This is a genomic window from Streptomyces sp. NPDC048590 (assembly GCF_043199535.1).
In the GTDB taxonomy this organism is placed as follows: Bacteria; Actinomycetota; Actinomycetes; order Streptomycetales; family Streptomycetaceae; genus Streptomyces.
The window spans coordinates 98,985-118,437 of sequence record NZ_JBICWC010000010.1 but is presented as its reverse complement, the minus strand read 5'-3'; the positions used below and the strand labels follow the sequence as shown (position 1 = coordinate 118,437).

Genomic DNA, 19,453 nt, shown 5'->3' with positions numbered 1-19,453 from the left:
GCAGTGACGTCCACAGAGCGACCGACCTAGGAGAAGAATCGTGACAACGGCTGTAACCACCCCCGCCCACGGGGACATCGGAGGGCACACGGCCGTCGCTGCGCGGGCGCGGCAGGTGGTCAAGGCGTACGGGTCGGGGGAGACCCGGGTCGTGGCGCTCGACCACGTCGACGTGGACATCGTCCGGGGGCAGTTCACGGCGATCATGGGCCCTTCCGGGTCCGGCAAGTCGACCCTGATGCACTGCCTGGCCGGCCTGGACACGGTCACCTCGGGGCGGATCCACCTCGCCGAGACCGAGATCACCGGCCTCAAGGACAAGAAGCTCACCCAGCTTCGCCGGGACCGCATCGGCTTCATCTTCCAGGCGTTCAACCTGCTCCCGACGCTCAACGCCATCGAGAACATCACCCTGCCGATGGACATCGCGGGCCGCAGGCCCGACGCCGACTGGCTGCGGCAGGTCGTGGAGACCGTCGGCCTCGCCGACCGGCTGAAGCACCGGCCGACGCAGCTCTCCGGAGGTCAGCAGCAGCGCGTCGCGGTGGCCCGTGCGCTCGCCGCCAAGCCCGAGATCATCTTCGGTGACGAGCCCACCGGGAACCTGGACTCCCGCGCCGGGGCGGAGGTGCTGTCCTTCCTCCGCAGGTCTGTCGACGAGCTCGGCCAGACCATCGTCATGGTCACCCACGACCCCGTGGCGGCCTCCTACGCGGACCGCGTCCTCTACCTCGCCGACGGCTCGATCGTCGACGAGATGAAGAACCCGACCGCCGAGCAGGTCCTGGACCGGATGAAGGACTTCGACGCACGCGGGCGGACGTCATGACCGTCTGGAAGACCTCGAGGCGCAACTTCCTCGCGCACAAGGGCCGGATGGCGCTCTCCGCCGTCGCCGTCCTGCTGTCGGTCGCCTTCGTCTGCGGGACGCTCGTCTTCACCGACACGATGAACACCACCTTCGACAAGCTGTTCGCGGCCTCGTCCGCCGATGTCACGGTGAGCCCGAAGGCGGCGAAGGAGGCCGACGACCTGCCCGAGAACGGCAGGCCCGAAGCGCTCCCCGCGTCCGTCGTGGAGCGGGTGGTCGCCGTGGACGGGGTGAAGAAGGCCGAGGGCGGTGTGATGAGCATGTCCGTCACCGTCGTCGACAGCCACAACACCAACATGGGCTCGGAGACCGGCGCCCCGACCATCGCCGGCAACTGGACCGACAACGACCTGCGGTCCATGGAGATCACATCGGGACACGCCCCGCGCGGCCCGACCGAGATCATGGTCGACGCCGACACCGCCCGGAAGCACCACCTGAAGCTCGGCGACGAACTGCGCACCGTCACCGTCACCGGTGACATCAGGGCGCGGATCACCGGCATCGCCACGTTCACCGTCACCAACCCCGGTGCGGCCGTCGTCTATCTCGACACCGCCACCGCGCAGAGCAAACTGCTGGGCGCCCCCGACGTCTTCAGCCACATCTCGGTGACCGCCGAACCCGGCGTCGGCGACAGCGCGCTGAAGAAGGACATCGCAGCCGCCCTCGGCGACCCGGCCGCGTACAAGCTGCAGACCCAGCAGGAGTCCGCCGACGCCAACAAGGACTCCATGGGCTCCTTCCTGGACGTCATGAAGTACGCGATGCTCGGCTTCGCCGGGATCGCCTTCCTCGTCGGCATCTTCCTGATCGTCAACACCTTCTCCATGCTGGTCGCCCAGCGCACCCGCGAGATCGGGCTGATGCGCGCCATCGGATCGAGCCGCAAGCAGGTCAACCGGTCCGTCCTCGTCGAGGCGGTGCTCCTCGGCATCGTCGGCTCCGTCCTGGGTGTGGGCGCCGGCATCGGGCTGGCCGTGGGCCTCATGAAGCTCATGGGTGCCATGGGGATGGAACTCTCCACCAGGGACCTCACGATCGCCTGGACGACCCCGGTGACCGGGCTGGCGCTCGGCATCGTCGTCACCGTCCTCGCCGCGTACGTCCCGGCCCGGCGGGCCGGGAAGGTCTCGCCGATGGCCGCCCTGCGCGACTCGGGCACCCCGGCGGACACCCGGTCAGGCTGGTTCAGGGGCGTGGCCGGCCTGGTCCTCACCGGTGCGGGCGCCGCGGGTCTCTGGGCGACGACCCGGGTGGACGAGGCGACCGAGGGCTCGCTCTACCTCGGACTGGGCGTGGTCCTCACGCTCGTCGGCTTCATCGTGATCGGCCCGCTGCTCGCGGGTGTGGTCGTGCGCGTCCTCGGAGCGGTCGTCCTGCGGCTGTTCGGCCCCGTCGGACGGCTCGCGGAGCGCAACGCGCTGCGCAACCCCCGTCGCACCGGGGCGACCGGTGCCGCGCTGATGATCGGCCTCGCCCTGGTGGCGTGCCTCTCGGTCGTCGGGTCGTCGATGGTCGCGTCGGCCACCGAGGAGCTGGACAAGTCGGTGGGCACCGACTTCATCGTCCAGTCGGGGAGCGGTCAGCTGATCGTCCCGCAGGCCGCGGCGGCGATCGAGAAGACCCCGGGCGTCGAGTACGTCACCCACTACCGGATGCTGGCCGCGAAGCTCACCAACCCCGACGGCTCGGTCGCCGACCAGCGCGTCATCGCCGCCGACCCGACGTACCCGAAGGACCTCAGGCGCGAGACCACCGCCGGGGACCTCGGTGAGGCGTACAGCGAAGACGCCATGTCGGTCGGCACGGACTACGCGTCGAAGCACGGCATTGAGGTCGGCGACGAGATCGCCGTCGCCTTCAAGGCCGGGCGGACCGCGAAGCTGAAGGTCGCCGCGATCACCTCCGACGACACCAACGTCGACCAGGGAGCGCTCTACCTCAGCACCGCGACCGCGCGGAAGTACGTCACCGAGGACCGCATGCCGCAGAACATGCTGATGTTCGCCTCGGCGAAGGACGGCGAGGAGAAGGCCGCCTACGCGGCGATCAAGGACGCGCTCGCCGCGTATCCGCAGTACAAGGTGCAGAACCAGGCCGACTTCAAGCAGGACCTGAAGGACCAGATCGGCCAGCTGCTGAACATCGTCTACGGCCTGCTCGCCCTGGCGATCATCGTCGCGGTGCTCGGTGTGGTGAACACCCTGGCCCTCTCGGTGGTCGAGCGGACCCGCGAGATCGGCCTGATGCGGGCCATCGGCCTCTCGCGCCGCCAGCTCCGGCGCATGATCCGGCTGGAGTCCGTGGTCATCGCCCTGTTCGGCGCCCTGCTCGGCCTCGGCCTGGGCATGGGCTGGGGCACCTCCGCGCAGAAGCTGCTGGCCCTGGAGGGGCTCCAGGTCCTGGAGATCCCGTGGCCGACGATCCTCACCGTGTTCGTCGCCTCGGCTTTCGTCGGACTGTTCGCCGCTCTGATCCCGGCCTTCCGGGCGGGCAGGATGAACGTCCTCAACGCGATCGCCACGGACGGGTGATGGTGGCGGACGTAGGATGACGGATCCGGCCCCGAGGCGCTCCTCCAAGCACCTCGGGGCCGGAGCCTTGTGCCGGCCTTCAGACGGACAGGACGGGCACGTCGTACTGGGGGATCCACTTGTCCCGGGTGACGATCGTCAGCCCTTCGGTCTGGGCCTGGGCGACGAGCACGCGGTCGAAGGGGTCACGGTGGAGCGGGGGGAGACGGCCGGCCCTTACGCTGTGTCCTGCGGTGATCGCGAGGCTCGTCAGCTGGCAGTCGCGAACCCGCTCGGCCAGGTCCTCGGGCCCCGCGAGCTTTCCGGCAGACTGCTTGATGGCGATTTCCCAGGGAGTGGCGGCGCTGAGGAACACCGCGGGCTCCGTGTCGATCAGGTCCTTCACCTCCTCGGAAAGCTCGGGGGAGTCGTCGAGCCACCACAGGGCGACATGCGTATCGAGCAGAAGGCGCATCAGCGCATCCCGAACGCTTCGGCGATGTCGTCCGGGAGCTCGTCGAAGTCGTCGGCGATGTGAATCTGTCCACGGAGCGAGCCGCGACCAGTCCGTCGCACCTTCGGGTGCAGCGGCACGACCTTGGCGATGGGTTCGCCCGCCCGGCTGATCACGACCTCCTCGCCCGTCTCGACCTGCTGCAGGATGCGCGAGAAGTGGGTCTTGGCCTCATGCACGTTGTACTGCCGGGCTGCTTCCATGACTGCCTCACAGGGCCAAGGCGGACTAGCTATCGGACTAAGGCTAGCTCCGGTACGGCTGTCCGGACAACGGCGTTCCCTCGCGCGGGTGACACACCGGCGTCGTACGCTTGGGACCCCGGCCCGTTCCACGTGTCGGGCCCTTCGCGTTGTACACACGCCACCTGGCCACACCGGACGGAACCTTCATGAGCCTGCACGGTCTGCTGGACGTCGTCGTCACCGACCCGGCGCTCTCCGAAGCGGTGAAGGCCGCCTCCGACGGCCACCGGGCCCATGTCGACCTGGTGGGCCCGCCCGCCGCCCGCCCCTTCGCCGTGGCGGCACTGGCCCGCGACGCGGGGCGTACCGTGCTCGCCGTCACCGCGACCGGCCGTGAGGCCGAGGACCTGGCGGCCGCCCTGCGGACCCTGCTGCCCCCGGACACCGTGGCGGAGTTCCCCTCCTGGGAGACCCTGCCCCACGAGCGGCTCTCACCCCGCTCGGACACCGTCGGCCGGCGCCTCGCGGTGCTGCGCAGGCTCGCGCACCCCCGGCAGGACGACCCGGAGACCGGACCGGTCAAGGTGGTCGTCGCCCCCGTACGGTCCGTGCTCCAGCCCCAGGTCAAGGGACTCGGCGACCTGGAACCGGTCGCGCTGAGCAGCGGGCAGAACGCCGATCTGGGCGAGGTCGTCGACGCCCTCGCGGCGGCGGCGTACGCCCGGGTCGAACTGGTCGAGAAGCGCGGCGAGTTCGCCGTGCGCGGTGGCATCCTCGACGTCTTCCCGCCGACCGAGGAACACCCGATCCGGGTGGAGTTCTGGGGCGACGACGTCGAGGAGATCCGCTACTTCAAGATCGCGGACCAGCGGTCCCTGGAGGTGGCCGACCACGGGCTGTGGGCCCCGCCCTGCCGTGAGCTGCTGCTCACCGAGGACGTCAGGGGCCGCGCGGCGGCCCTGGCCGAGGCCCATCCCGAGCTGGGCGAGCTGCTCGGGAAGATCGCGGAGGGCATCGCGGTCGAGGGCATGGAGTCCCTGGCCCCCGTCCTCGTCGACGAGATGGAACTGCTGCTCGACGTCCTGCCGAAGGGCTCGATGGCGGTGGTCTGCGACCCCGAGCGGGTGCGCACCAGAGCGGCGGACCTCGTCGCGACCAGCCAGGAGTTCCTCCAGGCGTCCTGGGCGGCCACCGCTGGTGGCGGCGAGGCCCCGATCGACGTGGGCGCGGCCTCCCTGTGGGGTATCGCCGACGTCCGGGACCGGGCCCGTGAGCTGGGCATGATGTGGTGGTCGGTGGCGCCCTTCGCCGCCGCGGCCGACGACGAGCACATCGACGACGACACCCTGAAGCTCGGGATGCGCGCGCCCGAGACGTACCGCGGGGACACCGCGAGGGCGCTCGCCGACACCAAGGGCTGGCTGGCCGACGGCTGGCGGACGGTGTACGTCACCGAGGGCCAGGGGCCAGCCTCCCGCACCGTGGAGGTGCTCGGCGGCGAGGGCATCGCCGCCCGCCTCGACCAGGACCTGACCGAGATCACCCCCTCGCTCGTCCATGTCTCGTGCGGCGCGATCGACAACGGCTTCGTCGACCCGGCCCTGAAGCTGGCCGTGCTGACCGAGACGGACCTGACCGGTCAGCGCACCGCCAGCAAGGACCTGGGGCGGATGCCGGCCCGCCGCCGCAAGTCCATCGACCCGCTGACCCTGCAGGCCGGCGACTACATCGTCCACGAGCAGCACGGGGTGGGCCGCTACATCGAGATGGTGCAGCGCGCGGTCCAGGGCGCGACCCGCGAGTACCTCCTGGTCGAGTACGCCCCCGCCAAGCGCGGCCAGCCCGGGGACCGGCTGTACATCCCGACCGACCAGCTCGAGCAGGTCACCAAGTACGTCGGTGGTGAGGCGCCCACCCTGCACCGGCTCGGCGGCGCGGACTGGACGAAGACGAAGCAGCGCGCGAAGAAGGCGGTCAAGGAGATCGCCGCCGACCTGATCAAGCTGTACTCGGCGCGGATGGCCGCCCCCGGTCACGCCTTCGGCCCGGACACCCCCTGGCAGCGCGAACTGGAGGACGCCTTCCCGTACGCCGAGACCCCCGACCAGCTGTCCACGATCGCCGAGGTCAAGGAGGACATGGAGAAGTCGGTCCCGATGGACCGTCTGATCTGCGGCGACGTCGGTTACGGCAAGACGGAGATCGCCGTGCGCGCCGCCTTCAAGGCGGTCCAGGACGGCAAGCAGGTCGCCGTCCTCGTCCCCACGACGCTCCTGGTCCAGCAGCACTACGGGACCTTCACCGAGCGGTACGCCCAGTTCCCGGTCAACGTGCGGGCGTTGAGCCGTTTCCAGTCCGACACCGAGTCGAAGGCGACGCTGGAGGGGCTCAAGGACGGCTCCGTCGATCTGGTCATCGGCACACACCGGCTCTTCTCGTCGGAGACGAAGTTCAAGGACCTGGGCCTGGTCATCGTCGACGAGGAACAGCGCTTCGGTGTCGAGCACAAGGAGCAGCTGAAGAAGCTGCGGGCCAACGTGGACGTGCTCACGATGTCGGCGACCCCCATCCCCCGTACGCTCGAGATGGCCGTCACGGGCATCCGCGAGATGTCGACGATCACGACGCCCCCGGAGGAGCGGCACCCCGTCCTCACCTTCGTCGGGCCGTACGAGGAGAAGCAGATCGGTGCGGCCGTGCGGCGTGAACTCCTGCGTGAGGGCCAGGTGTTCTACATCCACAACAGGGTCGAGTCGATCGACCGGGCGGCGGCCAGGCTGCGCGAGATCGTGCCCGAGGCGCGGATCGCCACGGCGCACGGGCAGATGGGCGAGAGCCAGCTGGAGCAGGTCGTCGTCGACTTCTGGGAGAAGCGGTTCGACGTCCTGGTCTCGACGACGATCGTCGAGTCCGGCATCGACATCTCGAACGCCAACACCCTGATCGTGGAGCGCGGCGACAACTTCGGCCTCTCCCAGCTCCACCAGCTGCGCGGCCGGGTCGGCCGTGGCCGGGACCGCGGGTACTCCTACTTCCTCTACCCGCCGGAGAAGCCGCTGACCGAGACCGCGCACGAGCGCCTCGCGACGATCGCCCAGCACACCGAGATGGGTGCGGGCATGTACGTGGCGATGAAGGACCTGGAGATCCGCGGCGCCGGGAACCTGCTCGGCGGCGAGCAGTCCGGTCACATCGCGGGTGTCGGCTTCGACCTGTACATCCGGATGGTCGGCGAGGCGGTCGCGGACTACCGGGCCGCAGTGGACGGCGGGGTCGAGGAGGAGCCTCCGCTGGAGGTCAAGATCGAGCTTCCGGTCGACGCCCACGTCCCGCACGACTACGCCCCGGGCGAGCGGCTGCGCCTCCAGGCCTACCGGGCGATCGCCGCCGCCAACTCCGAGGAGGACATCAGGGCGGTGCGCGAGGAGCTCACCGACCGCTACGGCAAGCTGCCCGAGCCGGTGGAGAACCTTCTCCTGGTGGCGGGGCTGCGGATGCTGGCCCGGGCCTGCGGGGTGGGCGAGATCGTGCTGCAGGGGCCGAACATCCGCTTCGCGCCGGTGGAGTTGCGGGAGTCGCAGGAGCTGCGGCTCAAGCGCCTCCACCCGAAGACGGTCATCAAGCAGTCCGCCCAGCAGATCCTGGTGCCCCGCCCGACGGCGGGGCGGATCGGCGGGAAGCCGGTCGTGGGCCGCGAACTCCTCGCGTGGACCGGCGAGTTCCTCACGACGATTCTGGGCTCGTAGGCCGGTCAACGCCCGTGCGCCGGTCCTGGCCCGTGGGCGGGGTGCCCGCCTGCGGGTCCGTGGCGGCAGGCCCGGAGTCCTGCTGTCCGAAGAGGAGCCCGGCCAGTCCCCGGAACACCTCCCCGGGGTCGCGGCCGCCGACCGGGTCCTCCAGGTTGCCGCTGAGCAGCAGGGTCGCGAAGCCGTGGGCGAGGGACCAGGCGGCGATGCCCGCGAGGCGTGCGTCCTCGCCCCGGGCCGCCCCGGGCAGCCCGCCGACCCCGGCGCGCAGTTCGTCCGTCGCGCGCTCCTTCGCGGCGAGCAGCCCGGGGTCGTCGCCGCGGAGGAGTTCGGGGCGGAACATCACCTGGAAGTGGGCGGGGTGACCGGCCGCGAAGCGTACATAGGCGACGCCCCGCTCCTGTAGGTCAGGAGCCTGCGCCAGTGCGTCGGCGAAGAGGCCGAAGCCCTCGGCGGCGACGGCGGTGAGCAGGCCCGTCCGGTCCTTGAAGTGGTGGGCCGGCGCGGCGTGCGAGACGCCCGCCCTTCGGGCCAGGTCGCGCAGGGAGAGGGCGTCCGGTCCCGCCTGCTCGATGGCGTCGAGGGCGGCGCCGAGGACGGCGCGCCGCAGGTCGCCGTGGTGATAGGTGCGCTCACTGGTCATGGGACGTACCGTACGCCGAATCTAGTCATTGACAAGTTCGACGGTGAGGCGCACTCTGGGAATCTAGTCACTGACAAGATGACCTGACCCGCTGGAGGCCGGTATGTCCGACGAGCTGGGGTTCGTACGCAGGATGTGGCATCTGCTGGAGCCGCTGCACGCCCTCGTCTACTTCGCGCCGGAGAGCTTCGAGGAGGCCGCCGCGCTCGGATACGGGACCGACGAGCGCTGGCCGAGCTACTTCGCCTGGCGGGCGGCTCCGCTGGGGGAGGCGGGCGCCGGCCGGGTGGCTTCCACGTTCCACAGCTTCAGCCCCGCGATGATCGACAGGTACGTCCCGGCCGTCTGGACCGTCGCCGCGCCGGACGCGGTGCTGGAGGCCAGGACGAGGGCGGTCGACCGGGCGTACCGAGCCCTGCTCGGTGACGGCGTGGGAGGGGAGGGGCTCGCGGAGGCCTCGGTGCTCGCGCGGCGGGTGGCGGAGGCCGCTGACGTGACCGGACGCCCGCTCGCCGCGGCGAACGCGGCCCTCGCATGGCCGGACGCCCCGCACCTGGCGCTCTGGCATGGGGCGACGGTCCTGCGGGAGCACCGGGGGGACGGCCATGTCGCCGCACTCGTGGAGGCGGGGCTCGACCCCGTCGAGTCCCTGGTCTCCTTCGCCGCCGTCGGCGCCGCGAGGCCCGAGGTGTTCGAGAGCCGTGGCTGGACCGGTGAGGAGTGGGAGGCCGCCCGCGGCCGGCTGGCGGACCGCGGCCTGGTGGAGGCCGACGGGACGGCGACGGTCGCCGGCCGGGCGCTGCGCGCGGAGGTGGAGCGCCGCACCGACGAGAGCGCCGCGGGCCCCTGGGCGGTGCTGGGTGAGGCGGACCGGGAGCGGCTGGTGGAGTCGCTCGGCGCGGTCTGGCTGGAGGTCATCGGTTCGGGCCTGCTGCCGTCCGAGACGACCCTGGGTATCGGCAAGGTGTGACGGGTGGTGACCCGGCGGGCGGCGGGCCGGAGTGCGTCCGCGCCCTCCGTCCGGCGTCCGCCGGAGCACCGCCCCGGTGACGTGGCGGAGGCGGGCGCCTAACCTGGTCGGCTGTGACGCCTCCTCATACCGCACGTCCCCGACACCGCTTCACCATTCTCGCGACCGTGTCCCTCGCCGGAGCCCTGGCGCTGACCGGGTGCGAGGGCCTCGACGACCTGCCCGATCCAGGGCAGTCCTCCTCCGGCGCCGCGGCCCCGGCGCCCGCGGGCAGCGCGCTGGAGGCGGCCGAGGGGCTCACGGTGAAGGGGCGGGCCCCGAAGACCGGTTACGACCGGGACGAGTTCGGGTCCGCCTGGGCCGACACCGACCGGAACGGCTGCGGGACCCGGGACGACGTGCTGGCCGAGCAGCTCGACGACGTCTCCCGGGACTCCGACGGCTGCAAGGTCCTCAGCGGCGTACTGGATCCCGACCCCTACACCGGCACCCGCATCATGTTCGAACGCGGCCACAGCAAGGTGGACATAGACCACCTCGTCGCCCTGTCCGACGCCTGGCAGAAGGGCGCGCAGCAGTGGAGCGACGGCAAGAGGCGTGCGTTCGCGAACGATCCGCTGAATCTGGTCGCGGCCGACTCGTCCACCAACCGCCGCAAGGGCGACGGGGACACCGCGACCTGGCTGCCGCCCAACAAGGACTACCGGTGCGACTACGTCGCCGGGCAGGTCTCGGTGAAGAAGAAGTACGGGCTGTGGGTGACGTCCGCCGAGCTGGACGCCATGAAGAAGGTGCTGAGCGGGTGCCCGCGGCAGAAGCTGCTCGCCGGCGGCAATCCGACGGACGCACCCGCCCGATGAGCGCCGTCGGGGGGAGAGGGGCCGCGGACGCGGGGCGCGGCGGAGGGGGCTGGTGCCTCACCGCCCTCGGGGTGAACCTGGCGCTCGGCGTTCCCGGGGTCGTCCCGGTCTGGCTGATCTGGTTCTTCCTCGTGAACGGTCCGCTCGCGGCCGCGGGATGGACGCAGCGGGAGCCGACGGAGAACGACGGCATGGCGCTGTGGCTGGTGATCATCGTGCCGGTGGTCGCGGTGTTCGGGTGGCTCTGGTGGCTCGCCAACGCTCCACTGCGGCGCAGGGCCCCTCTCGGTCCCCTCGCCTACTGGACCGCGGGTGTCCTCATGACGCTCGTGCCGACGGCGGTGCTCATCGTCGGCAGCTACGTCTGAGCCGGCAGCTAGGTCTGAACGCACCGGGTCCCGCCCGGAGCCCGAACGCCCGCAACCGGGCCGGCCGCCCCCGCCCGGGGGACGGCCGGCCCGGCTGCGGGCGGCGGGGGCGTCAGAGCTTGAGCTCCCACTGGCTCGCGTCCCACTCGAAGCCGGGGGCGACCTCCACCGTCAGGTGTCCCGCGTCGGCCGGGGCGTCGAAGGCGTACGTCGCGGTGGCCTTCTTGCCCGGCAGCACCGTGCCGGAGAGGCCCTCGCCGGTCTTGTCGTCGAAGATCTGCTCGGCCTTCACGCCGTCCTTGCCCGCCCGCGCGTCGACGGTGACCAGCGTGGTGTCGAACTTCTCCTTGCCCTTGTTCTCGATGACGACCGACACCGTCCAGGCGCTGTTGCCCCTGGTGTGGCCGATCGCGAACTCACCGGGCTCGTAGGAGGCCGGGGCGCCGACCGTGATCTCCAGCCCGTCGTCGTACACCGCGGAGTCGCCGCCCTCCAGGCTCTCGCCCCCGGCCTCGGGCTCTGCCTCGTCGGCCGCGCCACCGCCGGCGGCGGGCTTCGCGGAGGCGGTGGTGTCCACGACGGCCTTGTCGAGCTCGGACACCACGTCGTCCACGGCCTTGAAGGTGAGCACCGCCCCGACCACGGACAGGATCAGCGCGACCAGCCCGAGGACCGCTCCGAACGTCGTCACTCCCTTGTTCGTGGCCTCCCCGCGCTTGGTGCGGCCCCGCCCGGCGAGTCCCAGGATCAGGGCGATCAGGCCGAGGACGCCCGCGAGCCAGAAGAGCAGCGGGACCAGGCCGGAGACCGTGCCGATGATGCCGAGGACGAGCGCTGCGATACCGAGGCCGTTGCGGGCCGGTCGCGTGCCGGGCGTCTGCGCCGGGGTGTACGGCTGCTGGGGCTGGTGCGGCTGGGTGTACTGGGACTGGGACATGGCTGTGCCCTTCAGGCGGAAGAACGACGGTGAGCGGGACGACCCCAGGGGTCGGTGTGCGTCGGGTCAATAAGACCATTAGCTGTGAACCGAGTCAACATGCATTCCTGTGTGAACCGATGGGGCGCGCGGGAGTCGGTATGCTCACCCCACACAGCAGGCGACACCGACGCGCGCGGAACGGGAGACAGGCCAGTGCCGGAAGACTCGACAGAGGTGACCGCGGCCGGTATCGCCAGGCTCGCCGGTGTGGGCCGCGCGGCCGTCAGCAACTGGAGGCGGCGGCACGCCGACTTCCCGAAGCCGGTCGGGGGCACCGAGGCCAGCCCCTCCTTCGCGCTCCCGGAGGTCGAACAGTGGCTTCGCGACCAGGGAAAACTCGCCGAGGTACCGCTGCGTGAGCGGGTCTGGCAGCAACTGGCGGGACACCCCGACGGCGCCGTGACGGCGCTGATCCACGCCGGGTGCGCCCTCCTGCTCCTCCGGGACAGGCCCACCGCCTGGCTGGAGATCGCCGCCGTCTCGGACGCCCGGATGGCGGGTGTGCTGCCCGCCGCCCTGGAACACGTCCTCACGGCCCGCTTCGGTACCGACCGCGCCGTGCCCACGCCCACCACGTCCGAACTCCTGCCGTCCGTGCCCTTGTTGCGGGCTGCCGCCGAACTGGCGGCGGAGGCAGGGGCAGGCCAGGCGTTCGCCTTCCTCTTCGGCCGGCAACTGGACGCCAACCCAAGGCAGTACACACTCACCCCGCCCGGCCTCGCCGAGCTGATGGCCGACCTCTCGGCACCGGCCGGCGACACCGCCCGGGGGAACGGCCGACGGCCCTCCCGCACCTACCTCGACCCGGCGGCCGGCACGGGAGCCCTGCTGTGCGCCGTCGGCCGGCCCGCGGCGCTCCACGCGCAGGAGGCCGACCCCGACCTCGCGGCGCTCGCCTCGCTCCGGCTCGCCCTGCACACCACCGGTGACGGCGCCGAGGCCCCCGCGCTCGCAGTCAGCACCGGAGACACCCTGCGCGGGGACGCCTTCCCGCAGCTCAGGGTGGACGCCGTGCTCTGCCACCCGCCGTTCAACGAACGCAACTGGGGGCACGACGAACTGGCCTACGACCCCCGCTGGGAGTACGGCTTCCCCGCCCGCACCGAGTCCGAGCTCGCCTGGGTCCAGCACGCCCTCGCCCACCTCCGCGAGGGAGGCACCGCGGTCGTGCTGATGCCCCCGGCGGCGGCCTCCCGCCGCTCCGGCCGAAGGGTCCGCGCCGACCTGCTGCGGCGCGGCGCCCTGCGCGCGGTCATCGCGCTGCCGGCGGGCGCGGCACCGCCGTACGGCATTCCGCTCCACATCTGGATCCTCCGCAGGCCCGACCCCGCGCACCCCCCGGCGCCCGAACTGCTCCTCGTCGACACCGCGGGACCCGAGACCCCCGGCACCCAGACCGGCCGCGACCGCCTGGACTGGCCGGCGGTCCGCACCGCGGCGCTCGACGCGTGGAGCGCCTTCGACATGCCGGGGCGCCACCTGCCCGTCGAGGAGCACCCCGGCACCAGCCGGGCCGTCCCCGTCATCGAACTCCTCGACGACGACGTGGACCTGGCACCCGCCCGCCATCTGCCGCCACCGGCTACCGGCGGGGGCGCCGGTGAACTCGTCCGCGTGAGGGAACGGGTCGCGGCCACCATCGAACTGACCTCACGGCTCACCCCACCCGCCCCGGAACCCGGCGAACCGACCAGGCTGACCCTCACCACCGTCGGAGAACTGGCCCGCGCGGGCGCACTGCACCTGCGCACGGGCACCGGAACCGGCCACCTCTCCGGCCGGGTCCTCACCGAGCACGACGTCCTCGCGGGCACCGCGCCGAGCGGCACACCGACCGCGACCGCAGACGCCGAACCGATCGTCCTGGAACCGGGCGACGTCGTCGTGCCCGTACTCGGCGGCGGTTCGGTCGCCCGGGTCGTCGACGACGCCACCGCCGGAGCGGTGCTCGGGCGCAACCTCCAGCTGCTGCGGCCCGACCCGGCCGCCCTGGACCCCTGGTTCCTGGCCGGGTTCCTCCGGGGCACCGCCAACAACCGGCAGGCCAGCAGCTACGCCTCCACAGCGACACGGCTCGATGCCCGACGCCTCCAGGTCCCACGCCTCCCGCTGCCCGAACAGCGCTGCTACGGCGAGAGGTTCAGTGCCCTGGCCGCGTTCGAGGACGCCCTGCGCACCGCCGGACGGCTGGGCGGACAGCTGGTGCAGGGGATGTACGACGGACTCACCGACGGGACGGTCGCCCCGAAGTGACGTGAAGCACAACGGTTGTGCGCAACCCCGGACCGGTTGTCCTTGTCGGTGTATACGCTCACTGCACACGTCCGACCCACGCCTTCCGGGAGCAGCACATGCACGGCTACGGCTATCCGCCGCAGCAGCAGCCGAAGCGTCGCCCGTCCTCGGCCACGCTCGTCACGCTGCGCGTGGTCTTCGTGGCGCTCACCCTGTTCAGCTGCACCTTCCTGAGCTGGGCGGCCATGCTGAGGCTCGCGATCGTCACCCGCAAGCCACGCGACTGGTGGATGTTCGGCCTCGTGCTCGCGCTGAGCATCGGGTTCGTCGTCTACATCGGTCTCCTCCCGACCGAGGAGGGGGAGGAGATGACGGACGGCCAGGCGATCACCGTCCTCGCCTGGATGCTGGTCCTCCTCGCCGGGACGGTCACCTACTACCTGTACATGGAGATACGGCACTTCGGCCCGCAACCCGGACCCACCCCCGTCGCGTACCCGAACCCGTACGCGGGCGGCCGCCCCGGAGCGCCGACGGCCGGCGCACACGCCCAGCACCCGACCATGCCCGCCGGGCCCCAGCCGTCGTACGGCTACCCGCCCGCCCCCAGGCAGGACCCGGCCCCCGTACCGCACCCCGAACCACCCAGGGCCACCCCGCCCGGGCGCCTCGACCAGGTGCGGGCGGAGCTCGACGAACTGAGCGACTACCTCCGCAAGGAGGGTGACAACCGGTGAACGGGCGCGTCATCGCCGGGCGTTACGAACTGTCGAACATTCTCGGCCAGGGCGGCATGGGACAGGTCTGGACCGCCTACGACCAGCGCCTGGACCGCAGGGTCGCGGTGAAGCTGCTCCGCCCGGACCGGGTCGCCGGCCCCTCGGGCAGCGACGCGGCCGACGACCTGCGCCGCAGGTTCGTCCGGGAGTGCAGGGTCACCGCACAGGTCGACCACCCCGGTCTCGTCACCGTCCACGACGCGGGCAGCGACGGCGAGGACCTCTACCTCGTCATGCAGTACGTCGAGGGCGCCGACCTCGCCGACCACCTGGCCGAGCACGACCCCTACCCGTGGCCCTGGGCCGTGGCCGTCGCCGCCCAGCTGTGCTCGGTGCTCTCCGCGGTGCACGCCGTGCCGATCGTCCACCGGGACCTCAAGCCCCGGAACGCCATGGTCAAACCCGACGGCACCCTCACCGTGCTCGACCTGGGCATCGCCTCCGTCATGGACACGGACACCACACGCCTCACCCACACCGGATCGCCGATCGGGTCCCCGGCCTACATGGCCCCCGAACAGGCGATGGGCGGCGCGGTCGGCCCGTACACCGACCTGTACGCCCTCGGTGTGCTTCTCCACGAACTCCTCAGCGGCAACGTGCCGTTCGCCGGCTCCACCGCCCTGGGCGTCCTGCACCGCCACCTCTACGAGCCGCCCCTCCCGGTACGCCACCTCAGGCCCGAGGTCCCCGAGGCGCTCGAAGCGCTCGTGCTGCGGCTGCTCTCCAAGGACCCCCAGCACCGCCCCGGCTCCGCCCAAGAGGTCTACGAGTCGCTGCGCCCCCTGCTGCCCGCCGGCGGATCACCGTCCGGGCCGCTCGACCCGACCCGCCCCTTCCTACGCCCCCAGGCACCCTGGCCGGACCGGGCGGCCGTCCCCGCGCCGGCGGCCGTACCCACCCCGCGGGTGCCCGACCCGCCCCGGACACCCCCCGCCCGCCCCGATGTGGCGCGCGCGGTCGACGAGGTCAAGCGGCTGCTGGGCGAGGGCCGCATCACCCAGGCCGTCGACATCCTCGGGGGCATCCTGCCCGCCGCGGCGGCGGAGCACGGCGAACACTCCCCGGTGGTACGCATCCTGCGCAAGCAGTACGCGGCCACCCTGATGGACGACGGCCAGTACCGCAGGGCCCTCCCGGAGCTCCGTCGCCTGGCCGAGGACCGCACGGCCGAAGCCGGACCGGCCGACCCGCAGGCCCTGCAGTTCCGTTACGACGCCGCGCAGTGCCTGGAACAGCTCGGCGAGGCGGCATCGGCACTCGCCGAGTACCGCGCCGTCCTCCCCTCCTACCAGAACGACCGCACAAGCCCGGGCCGGGCGTTCGACATCCGGCACCGCATCGGCCACCTCCTGCTCGCCGTGGGCGACCACACCGCGGGCCGGGCCCAGCTCCAGGCCCTGCTCCACGACACCGAACGCGCCTGGGGCCCCCACCACGCCCTCCCCACCGAACTACGCCGCCAACTGACCCACCACCAGGACGTACGCCGCTCCGTGTGAGACGGAATCGGCGGGAACGCGCACGACCGAAGGGATTTCGCCCCCGACCCCACACCGGCCGGTCCGGAAATCGTTGGTCGAAGCAGTGGCCCGAACCACGTCCACTGCCTAACATCGATCACCGCAAGGCTTTGTGCACTGATGCACAAACTCTCCCCGGGAGGCTCCTTTGCACCGCCGACGTCGCACCGCGCTCGCCCTCACCGCCGCAACGCTCGCCGCGGCGCCCCTCCTGACAGCCTGCGGCAGCGAGGCCCACCCCGGTGCCGCGGCCGTCGTCGGCGGCGAGCGGATCGACGTCGCCACCGTCCAGCAGCAGGCGTCGGACGTCCGCGACGCCCAGCAGGCATCCGAGCAGTCCGAGGAACTGGTGAAGAAGTCCGGACAGCTGAACAGGGCCAAGCTGCACAGCCTGATCTTCGGACGGGTCCTCGACCGCGCGGCGAAGGACGCGGGGGTGACCGTGAGCCGCAAGGAGGTCCAGCAGATCCACTCCGCCGCCGCCGCGCAGTCCGGCGGCGACCAGGGCCTGCGGACGGTCATGCTGGAACAGCGCTGGGTCGCGCCCGGCCAGATCGAGGACGACCTGCGCAAGGAGGTCCAGCTCCCCAAGCTCGCCGAGGCGCTCGGCGCGGACCTGCAGACCCCGGAGGGCCAGCAGGTGGTGGGCAAGGCGCTCACCGAGGCGTCGAAGGCCCTGCACATCGACGTCAACCCGCGCTACGGCAGCTGGGACGACCAGAAGGTCCAGCTCAGCACGTACAAGGCCCCGTGGATCACCCAGGTCACCACCTTCCAGGGCCAGGACCCCCAGGCCGGAGCCTGACCCCTCGCCCACAGGAGTAGGTTCGGGGTGTGAACGCTGAAGACCCCGGCCGCATCGTCCTGCTCACCTCCAGCCACCGGGTCGCCCCCGGTCTGCTGTCCTGGCCCGCCTGGCAGACGCTGCGCGCCGCCGACCGCGTGCTGTGCGCCGAGCGCGACCAGCCTCAGCTCCCCTACCTGCGGGAGGCCGGGATCGCCGTGGAGCACACCGCTCCACTCGCCGAGGAGCTGGTCGACAGCTGCGAGGGCGGCCGGACCGTCGTGGTACTGGTGGGCGGCGAGGGCGATCAGCGGCTCACCGACGGGCTGGCCCGGCTGGGGGGTTCGGGCCGGGTGCGGATGCCCGACCTGGAGCTGCTGCCCGGTTCGTACGACCTGCCCGGCGCCCGGCTCCTGGACCTGGTGCAGGTCATGGACCGGATCCGGCTCGCCTGCCCCTGGACGTCGCAGAAGACCCACGAGGGCCTCGCCAAGTACGCCATCGAGGAGGCGTACGAGCTCGTCGAGGCGATCGAGGACGGCGACCGCGAGGAACTGCGCGAGGAACTCGGGGACGTACTGCTCCAGGTCGTCTTCCACGCGCGCATCGCGCAGGAGGACCAGGAGGAGCCGTTCGGCATCGACGACGTCGCGGCCACCATCGTCGAGAAGCTGATCCACCGGCACCCGCACGTGTTCGGCGACGAGACCGCGGAGACCGCCGATGACGTGCGCGCGCACTGGCTGCGCACGAAGGCGATCGAGAAGCAGCGGGAATCGGTCACCGACGGGGTCCCCCTCGGGCAGCCCGGTCTCGCGCTCGCGGCCAAGCTCGGCAGCAGGGCCCGCGCGGCCGGCCTCGACGTCCCGCTCCCCGAGGGCGCAGCGGCCGACGGGACCGGATACCGGCTGCTGGCCCTCGCCGTACGCGCGGAGGAGGACGGCATCGACCCGGAGGCCGCCCTGAGGGCCGCCGCCCGCGCCTACCGGGACGCGATCCGTGCGGCCGAGGGCCTCACGGCCGGGCGGGAAGGCGTGGAGGGGTGAATCCGGGCGGCGCGGGGACACGCCGCCGGGCCGGATAGCGTCGAGGGGTGAAGGACAGTCCCGAAACCCCCGGCCCGTCGCCCGAGCTCTTCACCTGGGAGTTCGCCACCGACCCGTACCCCGCCTACGCCTGGCTGCGCGAGCACAGTCCCGTGCACCGTACACAGCTGCCCAGCGGTGTCGAGGCCTGGCTGGTGACCCGGTACTTGGACGCCCGGGAAGCCCTCGCCGACCCTCGGCTTTCGAAGAACCCGGCTCACCACGCCGGGACGGCGAGCGCCAAGGGCAGGACGGGTATCCCGGGGGAGCGCAAGGCGGAGTTGATGACGCACCTCCTGAACATCGACCCGCCCGACCACACCCGGCTGCGCAGGCTCGTGTCCAAGGCGTTCACCCCGCGCCGGGTCGCCGAGTTCGCCCCGCGCATCCAGGAGCTGACGGACCGGCTCATCGACACCTTCGCCGAGGACGGCAGGGCCGACCTCATCCACGACTTCGCCTTCCCGCTGCCCATCTACGCGATCTGCGACCTGCTCGGCGTACCACGCGAGGACCAGGACGACTTCCGTGACTGGGCAGGCATGATGATCCGGCACGGCGGCGGCCCCCGGGGCGGGGTGGCCAGGTCGGTCAAGAAGATGCGCGGCTATCTCGCCGAGCTGATCCACCGCAAGCGGGAGGCCCCGGGCGACGACCTGATCTCCGGGCTGATCCGCGCGAGCGACCACGGTGAGCACCTGACGGAGAACGAGGCCGCGGCGATGGCCTTCATCCTCCTGTTCGCCGGCTTCGAGACCACGGTGAACTTGATCGGCAACGGCACCTACGCCCTGCTGCGCAATCCCGGCCAGCGCGAGCGCCTGGAGCGTTCCCTGGCCGCGGGTGAGACGGACCTGCTCGCCACTGGAATCGAGGAACTCCTGCGCTACGACGGACCGGTGGAACTCGCGACGTGGCGCTACGCCACTCAGCCCGTGACGCTCGCCGGGCAGGAGATCGCCGCCGGTGACCCCGTGCTCGTGGTCCTGGCGGCGGCGGACCGCGACCCGGAGCGATTCCAGCATGCGGACACCCTGGATCTCGCGCGGAGTGACAATCAGCACCTCGGATACGGGCACGGCATCCACTACTGCCTGGGCGCCCCGCTGGCCCGGCTGGAGGGGCAGGTGGCACTCGCGACGCTGCTGCGGCGCCTCCCCGACCTGCGGCTCGCCACGGATCCGGCCGATCTGAGGTGGCGGGGCGGGCTCATCATGCGTGGACTGCGCACCCTTCCCGTGGAGTTCGGAACAGGACGCCCCGGCGGCGAAAGTGACAGATTGTCAACTCTGTGACTTTCACGTGATCTCCGCTGCATCGACTTGTGACACACGTTCGAGTAGGGCTAGGTTCACCCCTCGACCCACCCGTCACATGTCAGTCACACGGAAGGCA

16 protein-coding genes are annotated in these 19,453 nt (G+C 71.7%); 12 read left to right on the top strand and 4 right to left on the bottom strand.

What is annotated here, in order from left to right; genetic code table 11:
• Positions 1 to 40 precede the first annotated feature (40 nt).
• Both ACGFNN_RS27275 and ACGFNN_RS27270 read left to right on the top strand, forming a co-directional pair.
• Positions 41 to 829 carry an ABC transporter ATP-binding protein gene (locus tag ACGFNN_RS27275; RefSeq protein ID WP_362540541.1) on the top strand — a complete coding sequence of 263 codons (789 nt, stop codon included), beginning with the start codon at positions 41 to 43 and terminating at the stop codon, positions 827 to 829.
• Entirely contained in the window at positions 826 to 3,408 is a 2,583-nt protein-coding gene (locus ACGFNN_RS27270; protein WP_393559755.1) for an ABC transporter permease, read from the top strand. The genes ACGFNN_RS27275 and ACGFNN_RS27270 overlap by 4 nt, the downstream gene beginning before the upstream one ends.
• 79 nt (positions 3,409 to 3,487) lie before the next feature.
• Here ACGFNN_RS27270 and ACGFNN_RS27265 read toward each other — a convergent pair whose 3' ends face one another.
• The gene (locus ACGFNN_RS27265) at positions 3,488 to 3,862 is read right to left on the bottom strand and encodes a type II toxin-antitoxin system VapC family toxin (protein ID WP_393559753.1); all 375 of its coding nucleotides are present in this window, start codon (positions 3,860 to 3,862) and stop codon (positions 3,488 to 3,490) included.
• Positions 3,862 to 4,104 (bottom strand): type II toxin-antitoxin system prevent-host-death family antitoxin, encoded by a 243-nt coding sequence (locus tag ACGFNN_RS27260; RefSeq protein ID WP_365522366.1) that lies wholly within the window; start codon positions 4,102 to 4,104, stop codon positions 3,862 to 3,864. Before ACGFNN_RS27260 ends, ACGFNN_RS27265 begins: the two co-directional genes overlap by 1 nt.
• A 188-nt stretch (positions 4,105 to 4,292) precedes the next feature.
• On the opposite strand from ACGFNN_RS27260, the gene mfd reads away from it, so the two are divergent.
• Complete coding sequence (gene mfd / locus ACGFNN_RS27255; protein ID WP_393559751.1) at positions 4,293 to 7,832, top strand: transcription-repair coupling factor; 3,540 nt, start codon at positions 4,293 to 4,295, stop codon at positions 7,830 to 7,832.
• On the opposite strand, the gene ACGFNN_RS27250 is transcribed toward mfd, so the two are convergent.
• Positions 7,810 to 8,475 carry a TetR/AcrR family transcriptional regulator gene (locus ACGFNN_RS27250; protein WP_393559750.1) on the bottom strand — a complete coding sequence of 222 codons (666 nt, stop codon included), beginning with the start codon at positions 8,473 to 8,475 and terminating at the stop codon, positions 7,810 to 7,812. The genes mfd and ACGFNN_RS27250 overlap by 23 nt on opposite strands.
• Positions 8,476 to 8,578: 103 nt before the next feature.
• Here ACGFNN_RS27250 and ACGFNN_RS27245 point away from each other — a divergent pair, with 103 nt between their 5' ends.
• The 3 genes from ACGFNN_RS27245 (at position 8,579) to ACGFNN_RS27235 (ending at position 10,673) form a co-directional block, all read left to right on the top strand.
• Entirely contained in the window at positions 8,579 to 9,445 is an 867-nt protein-coding gene (locus ACGFNN_RS27245) for a hypothetical protein (RefSeq protein ID WP_393559749.1), read from the top strand.
• A gap of 167 nt (positions 9,446 to 9,612) precedes the next feature.
• On the top strand, positions 9,613 to 10,305 hold the full coding sequence (locus tag ACGFNN_RS27240) for an HNH endonuclease family protein (RefSeq protein ID WP_393559748.1): 693 nt from the start codon (positions 9,613 to 9,615) through the stop codon (positions 10,303 to 10,305).
• On the top strand, positions 10,302 to 10,673 hold the full coding sequence (locus ACGFNN_RS27235) for a hypothetical protein (RefSeq protein WP_393559747.1): 372 nt from the start codon (positions 10,302 to 10,304) through the stop codon (positions 10,671 to 10,673). The genes ACGFNN_RS27240 and ACGFNN_RS27235 overlap by 4 nt, the downstream gene beginning before the upstream one ends.
• Before the next feature lie 112 nt (positions 10,674 to 10,785).
• On the opposite strand, the gene ACGFNN_RS27230 is transcribed toward ACGFNN_RS27235, so the two are convergent.
• Complete coding sequence (locus ACGFNN_RS27230; RefSeq protein WP_393559746.1) at positions 10,786 to 11,610, bottom strand: DUF4352 domain-containing protein; 825 nt, start codon at positions 11,608 to 11,610, stop codon at positions 10,786 to 10,788.
• 195 nt (positions 11,611 to 11,805) lie between these two features.
• Here ACGFNN_RS27230 and ACGFNN_RS27225 point away from each other — a divergent pair, with 195 nt between their 5' ends.
• From ACGFNN_RS27225 to ACGFNN_RS27200, 6 genes are all read left to right on the top strand, one after another.
• Complete coding sequence (locus tag ACGFNN_RS27225; protein WP_393559745.1) at positions 11,806 to 13,905, top strand: N-6 DNA methylase; 2,100 nt, start codon at positions 11,806 to 11,808, stop codon at positions 13,903 to 13,905.
• Between the two features lie 98 nt (positions 13,906 to 14,003).
• Positions 14,004 to 14,624, top strand: a complete 621-nt coding sequence (locus tag ACGFNN_RS27220) for a hypothetical protein (RefSeq protein WP_393559743.1) — start codon at positions 14,004 to 14,006, stop codon at positions 14,622 to 14,624.
• The gene (locus ACGFNN_RS27215; RefSeq protein WP_362540578.1) at positions 14,621 to 16,168 is read left to right on the top strand and encodes a protein kinase; all 1,548 of its coding nucleotides are present in this window, start codon (positions 14,621 to 14,623) and stop codon (positions 16,166 to 16,168) included. The genes ACGFNN_RS27220 and ACGFNN_RS27215 overlap by 4 nt, the downstream gene beginning before the upstream one ends.
• A 169-nt stretch (positions 16,169 to 16,337) precedes the next feature.
• Positions 16,338 to 16,994, top strand: a complete 657-nt coding sequence (locus ACGFNN_RS27210) for a SurA N-terminal domain-containing protein (RefSeq protein WP_393559740.1) — start codon at positions 16,338 to 16,340, stop codon at positions 16,992 to 16,994.
• A 29-nt stretch (positions 16,995 to 17,023) separates the two neighbouring features.
• Positions 17,024 to 18,019: a nucleoside triphosphate pyrophosphohydrolase gene (locus ACGFNN_RS27205; protein WP_393559738.1), complete on the top strand. Its 996-nt coding sequence runs from the start codon at positions 17,024 to 17,026 to the stop codon at positions 18,017 to 18,019.
• Between the two features lie 47 nt (positions 18,020 to 18,066).
• Positions 18,067 to 19,353, top strand: coding sequence for a cytochrome P450 (locus ACGFNN_RS27200; protein ID WP_393559737.1), 1,287 nt, complete (start codon positions 18,067 to 18,069; stop codon positions 19,351 to 19,353).
• The last annotated feature ends 100 nt before the right edge of the window (positions 19,354 to 19,453 follow it).

Bases quoted from the DNA above. Each gene is read 5' to 3' on its own strand.
- ACGFNN_RS27270 (WP_393559755.1), top strand. From the start codon at position 826: ATGACCGTCTGGAAGACCTCGAGGCGCAACTTCCTCGCGCACAAGGGC.
- ACGFNN_RS27265 (WP_393559753.1), bottom strand. From the start codon at position 3,862: ATGCGCCTTCTGCTCGATACGCATGTCGCCCTGTGGTGGCTCGACGAC.
- ACGFNN_RS27260 (WP_365522366.1), bottom strand. From the start codon at position 4,104: ATGGAAGCAGCCCGGCAGTACAACGTGCATGAGGCCAAGACCCACTTC.
- mfd (WP_393559751.1), top strand. From the start codon at position 4,293: ATGAGCCTGCACGGTCTGCTGGACGTCGTCGTCACCGACCCGGCGCTC.
- ACGFNN_RS27250 (WP_393559750.1), bottom strand. From the start codon at position 8,475: ATGACCAGTGAGCGCACCTATCACCACGGCGACCTGCGGCGCGCCGTC.
- ACGFNN_RS27245 (WP_393559749.1), top strand. From the start codon at position 8,579: ATGTCCGACGAGCTGGGGTTCGTACGCAGGATGTGGCATCTGCTGGAG.
- ACGFNN_RS27235 (WP_393559747.1), top strand. From the start codon at position 10,302: ATGAGCGCCGTCGGGGGGAGAGGGGCCGCGGACGCGGGGCGCGGCGGA.
- ACGFNN_RS27230 (WP_393559746.1), bottom strand. From the start codon at position 11,610: ATGTCCCAGTCCCAGTACACCCAGCCGCACCAGCCCCAGCAGCCGTAC.
- ACGFNN_RS27220 (WP_393559743.1), top strand. From the start codon at position 14,004: ATGCACGGCTACGGCTATCCGCCGCAGCAGCAGCCGAAGCGTCGCCCG.